Annotated in this window: 13 protein-coding genes; 6 read left to right on the top strand and 7 right to left on the bottom strand. The window is 63.5% G+C overall.

Going from position 1 to position 12559, the window contains the following annotated elements:
* Positions 1-79: 79 nt before the first annotated feature.
* Both nirD and nirB read right to left on the bottom strand, forming a co-directional pair.
* Complete coding sequence (nirD, locus tag VFW72_RS04730; protein ID WP_329673120.1) at positions 80-418, bottom strand: nitrite reductase small subunit NirD; 339 nt, start codon at positions 416-418, stop codon at positions 80-82.
* A gap of 47 nt (positions 419-465) precedes the next feature.
* A complete protein-coding gene (gene nirB / locus VFW72_RS04725) occupies positions 466-2994 on the bottom strand; it encodes a nitrite reductase large subunit NirB (protein WP_329673119.1) in 2529 nt (842 codons plus the stop codon).
* 339 nt (positions 2995-3333) lie between these two features.
* On the opposite strand from nirB, the gene VFW72_RS04720 reads away from it, so the two are divergent.
* Both VFW72_RS04720 and VFW72_RS04715 read left to right on the top strand, forming a co-directional pair.
* Entirely contained in the window at positions 3334-4029 is a 696-nt protein-coding gene (locus VFW72_RS04720) for a DUF4197 domain-containing protein (RefSeq protein WP_329673118.1), read from the top strand.
* On the top strand, positions 4029-4364 hold the full coding sequence (locus tag VFW72_RS04715; RefSeq protein ID WP_329673117.1) for a nucleotide pyrophosphohydrolase: 336 nt from the start codon (positions 4029-4031) through the stop codon (positions 4362-4364). The genes VFW72_RS04720 and VFW72_RS04715 overlap by 1 nt, the downstream gene beginning before the upstream one ends.
* On the opposite strand, the gene VFW72_RS04710 is transcribed toward VFW72_RS04715, so the two are convergent.
* Positions 4355-4948 (bottom strand): PEP-CTERM sorting domain-containing protein, encoded by a 594-nt coding sequence (locus VFW72_RS04710; protein ID WP_329673116.1) that lies wholly within the window; start codon positions 4946-4948, stop codon positions 4355-4357. The genes VFW72_RS04715 and VFW72_RS04710 overlap by 10 nt on opposite strands.
* A 128-nt stretch (positions 4949-5076) precedes the next feature.
* Here VFW72_RS04710 and VFW72_RS04705 point away from each other — a divergent pair, with 128 nt between their 5' ends.
* The gene (locus VFW72_RS04705; protein WP_329673115.1) at positions 5077-5922 is read left to right on the top strand and encodes a pirin family protein; all 846 of its coding nucleotides are present in this window, start codon (positions 5077-5079) and stop codon (positions 5920-5922) included.
* A 14-nt stretch (positions 5923-5936) separates the two neighbouring features.
* The gene (locus tag VFW72_RS04700; RefSeq protein ID WP_329673114.1) at positions 5937-7034 is read left to right on the top strand and encodes a catalase family protein; all 1098 of its coding nucleotides are present in this window, start codon (positions 5937-5939) and stop codon (positions 7032-7034) included.
* On the opposite strand, the gene VFW72_RS04695 is transcribed toward VFW72_RS04700, so the two are convergent.
* Positions 7015-7674, bottom strand: coding sequence for a TetR/AcrR family transcriptional regulator (locus VFW72_RS04695; RefSeq protein ID WP_329673113.1), 660 nt, complete (start codon positions 7672-7674; stop codon positions 7015-7017). The genes VFW72_RS04700 and VFW72_RS04695 overlap by 20 nt on opposite strands.
* A gap of 58 nt (positions 7675-7732) precedes the next feature.
* Here VFW72_RS04695 and VFW72_RS04690 point away from each other — a divergent pair, with 58 nt between their 5' ends.
* Positions 7733-9382 (top strand): isovaleryl-CoA dehydrogenase, encoded by a 1650-nt coding sequence (locus tag VFW72_RS04690; protein WP_329673112.1) that lies wholly within the window; start codon positions 7733-7735, stop codon positions 9380-9382.
* 102 nt (positions 9383-9484) lie between these two features.
* Entirely contained in the window at positions 9485-10588 is a 1104-nt protein-coding gene (locus tag VFW72_RS04685) for a 6-carboxytetrahydropterin synthase (RefSeq protein WP_329673318.1), read from the top strand.
* A 19-nt stretch (positions 10589-10607) separates the two neighbouring features.
* On the opposite strand, the gene VFW72_RS04680 is transcribed toward VFW72_RS04685, so the two are convergent.
* From VFW72_RS04680 to VFW72_RS04670, 3 genes are all read right to left on the bottom strand, one after another.
* On the bottom strand, positions 10608-11411 hold the full coding sequence (locus tag VFW72_RS04680) for a protein-glutamate O-methyltransferase CheR (protein ID WP_329673111.1): 804 nt from the start codon (positions 11409-11411) through the stop codon (positions 10608-10610).
* A gap of 8 nt (positions 11412-11419) precedes the next feature.
* Complete coding sequence (locus VFW72_RS04675; RefSeq protein ID WP_329673110.1) at positions 11420-11959, bottom strand: chemotaxis protein CheW; 540 nt, start codon at positions 11957-11959, stop codon at positions 11420-11422.
* A gap of 5 nt (positions 11960-11964) precedes the next feature.
* The coding region (locus tag VFW72_RS04670) for a methyl-accepting chemotaxis protein (protein WP_329673109.1) at positions 11965-12559 on the bottom strand (595 nt) is incomplete at its 5' end.

Genomic DNA, 12559 nt, shown 5'->3' with positions numbered 1-12559 from the left:
CGTAGCTAGGATGTGCATTGTCCGCAATTTGTCTGCCGAGACCAGCCCGGTGGGGCTGGAGGTTGCAAGACGATGCGGTTCAGGTCAGGGCGACCAGAACCCGGCCGTCTTCGATGCGCACCTTGTGGGCACGCACCGACAACTCGGGGTATTCAAGGCACTCGCCCGTGCGCAGGTCGAAGTGGTTCTTGTAAAGCGGGGAGGCCACCACGATGTGCTCGCCCAGGCTGCCGATCAGCCCGCGCGAGAGCACGCTGGCCTGCGACTTGGGGTCGATGTTGTCGATGGCGAAGAACTGCTGCTCGCCCAGCCGAAAGATGGCCACATGGCGGTCATCGACCAGGGCGCACACGCCGGTGTTGGGCAAGATGTCGTTGACCGAGCAGGCGGCGGTCCAGTTCAGGGTGTCGGTGTTCATGGTCAGATCCTTTGGGCCCCGTTGGGGGCCCAGTCAATGGCGTTTGATCAGGCGGTGGTCTCAGGCGAAGCCGAGGCGTGTTCTTCAGGACGGGCCGGGCGAATCTGGCCGCGTTCTTTTACGAACAGGATGCGTTGATCTTTCTGGTCGCTGTTGACGAAGGAGCGGAAGCGTTGGCGCACTTCGGGGGTGGTCACGGCGGTCTTCCATTCGCATTGGTAGGTGTCGACCACGTGCTGCATCTGGGCTTCCAGCTCGGCGTTGATGCCCAGGCTGTCCTTGATCAACACGTCCTTCAGATAGTCCAGGCCCCCTTCCAGGTTCTCGCGCCAGGTGCTGGTGCGTTGCAGGCGGTCGGCGGTGCGCACGTAGAACATCAGCACACGATCGATCAGCTGGATCAGCTCGGCCTTGCTCAGGTCAGAGGCGAACAGCTCGGCATGGCGAGGCTTCATGCCACCATTGCCACAGATGTACAGGTTCCAGCCCTTTTCGGTGGCGATGACACCGATGTCCTTGCCCTGGGCTTCGGCGCACTCGCGGGTGCAGCCCGACACACCGAACTTGATTTTGTGTGGCGCGCGCAGACCCTTGTAGCGGTTTTCCAGCTCCACCGCCAGGCCCACCGAGTCATCGACGCCATAGCGGCACCAGGTCGAGCCCACGCAGCTCTTGACGGTGCGCAGCGACTTGCCATAAGCGTGACCCGACTCGAAGCCGGCGGCAATCAGCTCTTCCCAGATCGAGGGCAGTTGCTCCACGCGGGCACCGAACAGGTCCACGCGCTGGCCGCCGGTGATCTTGGTGTACAGACCATACTTCTTGGCCACCTGGCCCACGGCGATCAGGCCGTCGGGGGTGACTTCACCACCGGCCATGCGGGGCACGACCGAGTAGGTGCCGTCTTTCTGGATGTTGCCCAGGAAGTAGTCGTTGCTGTCTTGCAGGGCGGCCAGGTCATTCTTCAGCACGAAGTCGTTCCACACCGAAGCCAGGATCGACGCCGCAGTGGGTTTGCAGATGTCGCAGCCCAGGCCCTTGCCGTGCTTGGCCAGCAGCTCATCGAAGGTCTTGATCTGGCCCACGCGGATGAGGTGGAACAGTTCCTGGCGCGAATAGGCGAAGTGCTCGCACAGGTGGTTGTTCACCGCCATGCCTTGCTTCTTCATCTCGGCCTTCATGACCTGGGTGACCAGGGGCACACAGCCGCCGCAGGTGGCCCCCGCCTTGGTGCAGGACTTCAGGTCTGCGATGCTGCTGATGCCCTCGCCTACAGCCTTGCAGATCTGGCCCTTGGTGACGTTGTTGCACGAACAGATTTGCGCCGTTTCTGGCAGGGCATCGGGGCCCAGGCCAGGCTTGGCCTTGCCATCGCTGGAAGGCAGGATCAGGAACTCGGGCTCGGCGGGCAGATCAATGCCGTTGAGGGCCATTTGCAGCAGGGTGCCGTATTCATCGGCATTGCCCACCAGCACGGCGCCCAGCAACTTCTTGCCGTCTTCACTGACCACGATCTTCTTGTAGATCTGCTTGACTTCGTCGGTGTAGTGGAAGGTGCGGCAGTGCGCCGACTTGGCATGCGCGTCGCCAATGCTGGCCACATCTACGCCCATCAGCTTGAGCTTGGTGCTCATGTCGGCGCCCACAAAGGCCACGTCATCCAGACCGGCAATGTGGCGGGCGGCCACGCGGGCCATGTCGTAACCGGGGGCGACCAGACCAAAGGTTTGCTCGTTCCACGACGCGCATTCGCCGATGGCGTAGACATTGCGGTCGCTGGTGCGGCAGTGGCTGTCGATGACCACGCCACCGCGTGGGCCGATGGCCAGCACGCACTGGCGGGCGAGTTCGTCACGGGGGCGAATGCCGGCCGAGAAGACAATCATGTCGGTTTCAAGGTAGCTGCCGTCTTCGAACACCATGCGGTGCTGGTGGTCGGCGCCGTCCACGATCTTCACGGTGCTGCGGCTGGTGTGCACATGCAGGCCCAGCGCTTCGATCTTGGTGCGCAGAACGCGGCCACCGCCTTCATCGACCTGCGCCGCCATCAAGCGGGGGGCGAACTCGACCACGTGGGTGTCCAGGCCGAGGTCGCGCAGCGCCTTGGCGCATTCCAGACCCAGCAGGCCGCCGCCTACGACCACGCCCGTCTTGGAGTGGGCGCCGGCGGCCTTCATGGCCTCCAGGTCTTCGATGGTGCGGTAAACAAAGCAGTTGTGGCGATCGCGGCCGGCCACGGGGGGCACGAAGGGGGTAGACCCGGTGGCCAGCACCAGCTTGTCGTAAGGCAGCTCTTCGCCATCGGCGGTGGTCACGGTTTTGGTGCGGCGCTCAATGGCCACGGCCTTGGCCGCCAGGCGCAGCTTGAAGCCGGTGCGCTCGAAGAAGCCGGGTTCGACCAGTGACAGGTCTTCGGCGGTTTTGCCCGAGAAGAATTCAGAGAGGTGGACGCGGTCGTAAGCAGCGCGCGGCTCTTCGCACAGCACCGTGACTTCGGCGTTTTGCACGCCCGATTCAGCCAGGCTTTCCAGGAATTTGTGGCCGACCATGCCATGACCAATGACGACGATTTTCATGTGAGCTCCTGAGAAGGAATCAAGGTGTGCGCCGCCCTGCGGACCTCAGCCACACACCAACAGAAAACCGCCGTCATTAGCGGAGAAACCTGCCCTCACAGCGTCAGCACTGCGGGGGCGATGAAACTAACGCAAGCCCCATGCCAGCCCCAATCTGCTTCGTGGCGCCAGGTCAGAGGGGGCGGTGTGCGCGTGATTGGGCGCTGAACGTCTTGATCTGGCACAGAACTGGTGCGCTTCGCGCCCCGAGCTGGCGCATCAGGTGCGTGCGCCTGGGCCGATGGCATGTGGCGAGCGCAGCCTCTAAGATGGGAGGTCACTACTTTTCGCCGAGCCGCCATGCAACGCCGACACTTTCTCGCTCACACCGCCTTGTCTTTGTCTGTGCTGGCGGCCATGCGCCAGGCGCATGCGCTGACGCTGGCCGACCTCAGCCAGAAAGACGCCAGCGCCGGAGTGAAGGCGGCCCTGGAAAAGGGCGCCCTGGCGGCCGTGAGCCTGTTGGGACGGCCCGATGGCTTCCTGGGCAACCCGAAGGTGCGCATTCCTCTGCCCGGCCATCTCGAAAAAGCCGCCGATTTCCTGCGCATGGCCGGTCAGGGCCAGAAGGTCGATGAACTGGTCACCACCATGAACCGTGCGGCCGAAACGGCGGTGCCCATGGGCAAAGACCTGCTGGTGGGGGCCGTCAAATCCATGACGGTGGACGATGCCAAGAAAATTCTGGCGGGAGGCGACAACGCCGTCACCACCTTCTTTGCCGACAAGACTCGTGTGCCACTGGGACAGAAGTTCCTGCCGGTGGTGACCGATGCGACGCGTAAGGTGAACCTGGCCAAAGCCTACAACCGCGTGGCGGGTAAGCTGGCCTCGGCTGGCGTGGTGGACGGTCAGCAGGCCAGCATCGAATCGTATGTGACCGGCAAGACCCTGGATGGCCTGTACACCCTGATTGGTGAGGAAGAACGCAAGATTCGACAGGACCCGGTGGGCACCGGCAGCGCCATTCTCAAGAAAGTGTTTGGAGCCCTTTGATGTCTGATTCCTTGGACCAGCTGGCCCAACAGCTCAAGGACTTTGCGCAAGCCCGCGACTGGGGGCAGTTTCATTCGCCGAAGAACCTGGCTTCGGCGCTGATCGTGGAGGCGGGCGAGCTGCTGGAGCATTTCCAGTGGATGACCGAGGCGCAGAGCCGTGACTTGGCGGCCCCGCAGCGCGAAGCCGTCGCGCTGGAAATGGCCGATGTGCTGCTGTACTTGATTCAGATGAGCAACGAGCTGGGCATTGATCTGGTCGATGCCGCCCGTCGCAAGATCGCCATCAACGAGGGGCGGTTTCCGCCCCTGCGTCGAACTGCGGATCAGGCCTGACGGCGACGGCGCAGCACGCCGCCCACGGTGGCCACGCCGATCAGGGCCAGGGCCCAGCTTTCGGGTTCCGGCACGGCAGCCGTTGGCCCGACCACCTGGCCTCGTACGTCACGCGACAGCGATCCGAAGCTCACATCGGTACTGAACCCGGTGGTTTGGAACGTGGCAGCCCCGGCGGTGGCACCTGGCGCAAACACGCTGAAGCCAAACACATGCTTGTCCACATCGAAGTTGCCCGTGCCGGGACCCACGTGAGTCCACAGCACCTCGGTGCCACCATTCAGAACCTGAGCGGTCCAGTTCAGGTTGATGGTATCCAGGAAAGGTGCGTCAGGTACGAAGTCGGTGCTGACCGGGCCGGTGGCCGACACCACGCCTGCCAAGCCGGTCAGACGGATGGTGGCCTCGGTGGCCAGTCCCGGAATGGCGTAGTTGTCGAGCGGGTTGTAGGTCAGCGTGTAGGTCCAGGTGTCTGCCGTGGCGCCGCTGAGGGTGAACTCCACCGCTTGAGACGCGTTGACCGCCAGGGAAGCGGCCAGCGCGACGGCCAGGCGTGTCAGGGGCAGCGATTTGCGCAAGGTCATGAGTCGTTCTCCGTGTGGTTTGTGATGAGGGGACCGGATTGATCTTAGGCAGCGCTTGTGGTGTCCTCAATCCCTAATGCGGTCTGAAAGCATGGTGTCTTGCGCCAAATCAAGTTAGGCTTGTCACCATGTCTTCCTTCCGCCCCATTCAATCTGTCGTCAACGGCGTGCCCACCTCGGACGGCGCCGGCGTCAAACTGACCCGCGTGCTGACGCAGCACCTGCAACGCCGACTCGACCCCTATCTGATGCTCGATGCGTTCGGCAGCGACCAGCCCGATGACTACATTGCCGGCTTTCCCGACCACCCGCACCGCGGGTTTGAAACCATCACCTACATGATTGCCGGGCGCATGCTGCATCGTGACAGCGCAGGCCATGAAGGCTTGCTGGAAAACGGCGGCGTGCAGTGGATGACCGCGGGTCGTGGCGTGATTCACTCCGAGATTCCGCAACAGGAAGAGGGGGTGATGGAGGGGTTTCAGCTGTGGCTGAACCTGCCTTCGCACGACAAGCTGTGCGCGCCCTGGTACCGAGATTTCAAGGCCAGCGAACTGCCCCGCCTGACCACACCCGAAGGGGTGAGCGTGACCGTGATTGCCGGGGAAAGCCACGGCGTGATTGGCGCCGTGCAGCGCGACGGCACCCAACCGCTGTACCTGGACGTGCATCTGCCGGCGGGGGCTTCATTCGAGCAGGCCTTGCCTGCTGAACACAACGCCTTTGTGTATGTGTACCGTGGTGCGGTCGATGTGGCTGGTACGACCTTGCCGGCCCAACGCATGGGCATCTTGCAAAACGGCCCCGAGTTCGATGGCGTTCGCGTGCAGGCGGGTGATCAGCCTGCTCGTGTGCTGTTGATCGCTGGCCAGCCTTTGAACGAACCCATCGTGCAGTACGGTCCGTTCGTCATGAATACGCCCGAGCAGATTCAGCAGGCCTTCAACGACTATCGCGCTGGCCGCTTGGCCTGAGCACAGGAGGCATGATGAAGCTCGCTCGATGGTGTGCCCCCAGGCTGGTCTGGGCTTGGGCGCTTGTCGGTTCTCTGGCTGCGTGTGCGTCTTCGCCTGGGGTTGTGCCCGGCAGCGCGAATGCCGATGGCGAGGTCATTCCGCCTGGCGAAGCCGAGGCCATGGCCGAGGTCACGCGCACGCTTGAGGCCACGGTACAACGCGGGTTCGATCAGGATGGACACGCGTTCCGAGACGCGCACCGCAAAGCCCATGGCTGCGTGCGGGCCACCTGGACCGTGTTGCCCGATCTGCCCCCCGCTCTGGCTCAGGGTTTGTTTGCCCAGCCTGGCCAGTACGACGCTGTCGTGCGGTTTTCGAATGGCTCGGGTCAGAACCAGGACGACGATGCACGCGATGCCCGCGGCATGGCGGTGAAGGTGCGTGGCGTGGCCGGCCCCAAGGTGCTGAACCCGACCCTTCCCGAAGACCGTGACACCCAGGACTTCGTGATGACCCATCACCCCGAGTTCTTCATTCGGGACGCGGCCGAGTACCTGGCGTTCGTGCGCGCCATGGACGGTGGTGGCTGGCACCAAGCCGGCTGGGCCGTGCGGCATCTGTTCGACACCGTGCCTCGCATTCTGGCTTTTACCGGAACACGAATCGACAACCCCTTGCACAGCCGTTACTGGAGCACCACCCCCTCGCGCCTGGGCATGGGCCAGCAAATGAAGTTTTCAGCCCAACCGTGCGCTGCCAGCCAGTTTGACACCGCAGCGGACAGTGCCAACCACACCCGCGATCGCCTCGGCGAGAACCTGTTTCGACACCTCAGTGAAGGCCCGGCCTGCTTTGACTTCATGGTTCAGCGGCGCCTCGTGCCCGAGCACATGCCCATTGAAGACCCCACCGTGCCCTGGCTGGAATCCGAATCTGCCTTCGTGCGGGTGGCCACCCTGGACATACCTGTTCAGGTTCCAGACCAAGGCAGTGGCTGTGAAAACCTGTCGTTTTCGCCCTGGCACAGCCTGGTCGCGCACCAACCGCTGGGCGGCATTTCTCGGATGAGAAAGACCGTGTACGAGTCGACCTCAGCCTTGCGGCATCGCCTCAATCAGACGACCCGCTGACGGTCTGCTGGCTGCAGCCCGTGAGGTAGCTGTGAACGGCCAGATGCACCTCGGTGCGCAAGGCCTGGCGATCCAGCTCAGGCCCCAGGGTCAACAGATTCTGGGTGACCCAGCCGTACACGAGGCTGTGCACCATGCGCGCCATCGCCGGCAGGCGTGCAGCATCAGGGGCGTCGCTGGCGGCTGCCAGTGCCTGCGTCCACAGCTCGACAAACTGGTCGTAGTGCTTGCGATAGACCTCGGGGGTGGACACCTGGCGCTCCAACATGAACAAGGCGGCCCATGACACGGCATCGCCCAGAACCTGATCAACCTGGGCATCGATCAAGGCCGGCACCAGCGTTTTCAAGGGCTGGCCTTTGTGCCGCTCGGTGCAGGCACTCAAGGCCTGCGCCAGCCCTTTGACACGCAAGTGGATGGTCAAGGCTGCCAAGGCTTCCTTGTTGGCCACGTACTCGTAAAACGTGCCAATGCCCACGCCCGCCACAGCGGCCACTTCGCGCACGGTGACACCGCCGTATCCCTTGTCGATCAAAACCCGAACAAAGGCCTCCTGAAGCGCCTCGGAACTGGCGCGCGCACGCGACTGCCTCGGCTTGCGACGCGTGGCTGGCAAAACCCGAACACCTTCTGAGGCCATTTTTCCTAGACTGTGACAACGAACAGCAACAAGCCCGACGAGGCAGGCGGAGACAAGCATGACCTGGCAAACCCACCAGATTCACAACCAGTTTGACGAACTCAAAGACTACAACCTTTTGAGCACCGATGCCCCCTTGCAGGAGGCGCTGGCACGTGCGGGGGCGCAGCCTTTTGTCGAGCAGCTCGCCCAGTATGGCGCCACCCTGGGCCGGGCCGAGACCTACACCCTGGCCGACCAGGCCAATCGCTACACGCCCGAGTTCAAGCCGTTTGACGGCCGAGGCCGTCGCCTCGACCAGGTCGAGTTCCACCCCAGCTGGCACACGCTGATGGCCCTGTATCGCGAGCAGGGCCTCATCGACCTGCCCTTCAGCGACACCCGTGCCGGGCGTTGGTCGGCGTGGGCGGCCGGGTTCTTCCTGCACAGCCAGATCGAAGCCGGCACCATGTGCCCGGCCACCATGACGCAGGCGGCCATTCCCGTCATCGAGCGCGAGCCCGCCTTGTGGGCGGCCCACAAAGACCAGCTCTACAGCCGGGCCTACGATGCGCGTGACCTCCCCATGGCACAAAAGCAGTCGATCTGGATCGGCATGGGCATGACGGAAAAGCAAGGCGGCTCGGACGTGCGGGCCAACACCACGCAGGCCACCCCCGTGGGCGCCGGTGGGCGCGGCGGGGAATACACCTTGCGCGGCCACAAGTGGTTCTTCTCGGCCCCCATGTGCGATGCCCACCTGGTGGTGGCCAAAACCGCCGATGGCGCGCCCACCTGCTTCTTTGTGCCGCGCTGGCGCCCGGATGGCAGCAAGAACCCGGTGCAGGTGCAACGCCTCAAGGGCAAGGTGGGCAACCGCAGCAACTCCAGCAGCGAAGTCGAGTTCCAGGATGCCTACGGCATCATGATGGGCGAGGAAGGCCGAGGCATTCCCACCATCATCGAAATGGCGTCGTACACCCGCTTGAACTGCGTGGTGGGCAGTGCCGCCATGGTGCGCCAGGGGCTGGTCCAGGGCCTGGCCTACACCCGACAGCGTGAGGCCTTTGGCAAGCGCCTGGTGAACCAGCCGCTGATGCGTGCGGTACTGACCGACCTGGCCCTGGAAAACGAGGCCAATGTGGTCTTGATGATGCGCCTGGCCCAGGCCTACGAGCGCGGCGATGACCCCACCGAGCGCGCCTGGAAGCGGGTGATGACGCCGGCAGCGAAGTTCTGGGTCTGCAAGCGCGCGGTCGAGCTGACGGGCGAGACCATGGAAGTGTTCGGTGGCAATGGCTATGTGGACGACGGCATCATGGGCCGCCTGTTCCGAGAAGCGCCGGTGAACTCGATCTGGGAAGGCTCAGGCAACGTGATGTGCCTGGACGTGATGCGTGCGATTGGCCGCGACCCCGCTTCGGCCATGACTCTGCTGGAAGAGCTGGGCACCGCGGGTGGCGATGACCCCCGCATCCGCGCCGAACTCAAGGGCCTGCAAGCCATGCTGGCCGAGCCGCCCGAGCACCTGGAGGCCTTGGGCCGACGCTTCACCGAGCGCCTGGCCCTGGTGGCTCAGGCCTGCCTGCTGCGCCAGCATGCGCCTGCCTTCGTGGCCGACGCGTTTGTGCAGACCCGACTCGATCCCTATTGGGGCCGCATCGTCGGCAGCCTCGACATCCGCCATCTGGCCGTCGATGCCATTCTGTCGCGGGCCTATCCGGCCTGAGCCGCAGTGGGCGCGGCGGGTGAGTTCGCTGTGCATCAAGGTCCGGCGCGGGGTTTGGTGATCCAATAAGGCACCGTCCCTGCACGCCCGCCCTTGTCTGCCATGTCCCTCACCACGCTCCATACGGCTTCGGCCAGTTTCGAATCAGCCCGTCAGGTGGATGTGTTGCCTGCGGGCCATCGTGGGCAGCGTTTGCATGGGCACAGCTTTGTGGCGCGCATTCGGGCCGATCTGCCTCAGGGCTGGGGGCCCTATCCAGGGGCACAGGTAACCCAGTTGGCGGCGCGGCTTCAGGGCTGTACCGACCAGCTCGACTACCGCTTGCTCAACGAGGTGTTGCCGTCGCCTTCCGATGAAAACCTGGCGCGCTGGCTGCGCGACCAGTTGCTGGCGCAGCAGGTGCCAGGGCTGGAGCAAGTGGGCATTCAAAGCACCACCGACCAAGGTGTGGATCTGGATCGACATGACCAGGCCCATGTCTGGCGGCGCTATCGTTTCCAGTCGGCCCACAAGCTGCCGAATGTGCCGCTGGGCCACAAGTGCGGGCGTTTGCATGGCCACGGCTTCGAGGTCATCTTGCATGCGAACCAGGATGCAGGCGGACGCGACATCAGCATCGACTACGACCACCTCGACGAAGTCTGGGCGCCCTTTCACTACCAGTTGCACCACCGCTATCTGAACGACATCGAGGGCCTGAGCAACCCCACCAGCGAAGTCCTGGCCGGCTGGTTGTGGGAACGGCTCAAGCCCGTGCTGCCGGAGCTGTCATGGGTGACGGTGTACGAAACCGGCTCGTGCGGAGCCAATTTCAACGGGCACGACTACCGCATCTGGAAGGAAATGACTCTGGACAGCGCCCTGGTGCTCAAGCAGGCGCCGGCAGGCGACGCCTTGGCCCAGGTGCATGGCCACACCTACACCCTGCGCCTGCACCTGTCGGCGCCGCTGGATCAGGTCATGGGCTGGACGGTGGACTTCGGTGATGTGAAGGCCCTGTTCAAGCCCATCTTCAAGATGCTGGACCACCAACCGCTGCACGAGATCGCTGATCTGGCCGATTGCGATGCCGCGTCGATTGCGCACTGGATCTTGCACAAGGCGCGGGTGGTGCTGCCCCAGGTGGATCGGGTTGATCTGTACGAAACCCGGGGCTGCGGGGCCTTGGCCCTGGTGGGCCAGGAAGGTCCGGCGCTGCCGATTTGAACGCGCTCAGTGATCGCGCTCAATGACCGCGCTTGCGGTAGATCGAGGGCTTGACCATCTGCAGCTGGTCGGTCACCCCATGCAGGCTTTCCGAGTGGCTGATGATGAAATAGCCGCCGGGCTTGAGGCGATCAAGCAAGCGGTTGACCACCTGCTGCTTGGTTTCGGCATTGAAATAGATCATCACATTGCGCAGGAAGATCACATCGAACACACCCACATTGGGTAGTTGGGTGTTGAGGTTGATCTGCTCGAACTGAATGCGGCTGCGCAAGGCCTTGTCCACCGTGAACCAGCCGTCCTGGCTACCAATGCCCTTGAGGCAATACTGCGTGCGGTACACCTTGGGGATGTCTTGTGCATCTTCCACCGGGTAAAGGCCCTTTTGTGCGGTGGCCAGCACGCGGGTACTGATGTCGGAAGCCAGGATCTCGAAGCGCGTGTGCCCCAGTGCCTGGGCCAGTGTCATCGCGATCGTGTAAGGCTCTTCGCCTGACGAGCACGCCCCGCTCCAGACGCGCAAGGGGCTGGCACTGGACATTTCCGGCACGATGGTGTCGGCCAGAAACTCGAAGTGCTTGGGTTCACGAAAGAAGAAGGTTTCGTTGGTGGTCAGCAGGTCCACCGCCATCTGCCGCTCTTTCGGATCCTGGCTGACCATGCGGTAGTAGTCGCCAAACGTGTCCAGCCCGTGCTGTGCCAGACGCTTGGCCAGTCGGCCGCTGACCAGGGGCTTCTTCGCATCGCTCATGTGAATGCCGGCGGCATCGAAGATGAGCTGACGAAAACCGTTGAATTCCTTGTCGGTGAGAACGGGCAGCATGGTGTGGCTCAGTGTTCCAAGGGGGCGGGCGCGCGGCTGACGTCGCCCAACAGGGTGATTTCTTCGACCGACAGCACCTTGCCCAGATTCAGCAAGATGACGAAGTTGCCGTTGACCTTGGCCATGCCGTCGATGAAGTCGGCGCGAATGCGGGTACCAAAGCTGGGTGCAGGCTCGACGTTGCTGCTGTCGATCTGGCGCACGGCGCTGACGGAGTCGACCACGATGCCCAGGACATGGGTATCGGTCTCGGATTCCACCTCCAGGATGACCACGCACGTGCGGCGAGAGATCTCGGTGCGGCCACGCCCGAACCGGGCGTTGAGGTCGATGACCGGGACCACGGCGCCGCGCAGGTTGATCACGCCGCGGATGAAGTCCGGCATCATCGGCACGGTGGTGACGTTGCCATACTCGATGATCTCGCGCACCCGCAGGGTGCCAACGGCAAACAGTTCCTTGCCAAGGCTGAAGATCAGGTACTGGCTGATCATGTTGGTGCGGGGCTGCGTGGTCGGTGTCGATGTGCTTGGGGTGGCGGTGCTCATGGGTTTCACTCCTCGAACTTCACGAACTCATGAGACTCGGCGCTGGCCACGGTTTGCTTGCGTGACGAACGCGACGAGGCGCTGGGCTTGTTGCTGTGGGCTTTGCCGCCGCGTGGGGGCGTGGCGACCGCAGCACCCCGTGCAGCACGGTGAATCGCTTGCTGGGCCGTTGCGGCCTGGTGCAGCGTGGCGCTGGTGGTGAAGAAGTTCATCAGTTCCTGCAGTTGTTCGGCTTGGCCACTCATTTCTTCGGCCGTGGCGGCCAATTCTTCAGAGGCACTGGAGTTTTCCTGGGTGAGTTGCGACAACTGAGTCAGGGCGATGTTGATCTGGCCGATGCCGGTCGATTGCTCGTCGGAAGCCGAGGTGATTTCCTGCACCAGGTCCGAGGTCTTGCTGATCGAGGGCACGATCGCGTCGAGCAGGTTGCCGGCGCGTTCTGCCAGGGACACGCTGGACTTGGCCACTTCACCAATTTCCTGGGCCGCTTCCTGGCTGCGTTCGGCCAGCTTGCGCACTTCTTCTGCCACCACGGCGAAGCCCTTGCCATGTTCGCCGGCTCGTGCGGCTTCGATGGCCGCGTTCAGCGCCAGCAGGTTG

The sequence above is a fragment of the Aquabacterium sp. genome, from assembly GCF_036273115.1.
In the GTDB taxonomy this organism is placed as follows: domain Bacteria; phylum Pseudomonadota; class Gammaproteobacteria; order Burkholderiales; family Burkholderiaceae_C; genus Aquabacterium.
Note: the sequence above shows the minus strand (reverse complement) of the source record. Positions and strands in the feature narration are given on the sequence as shown.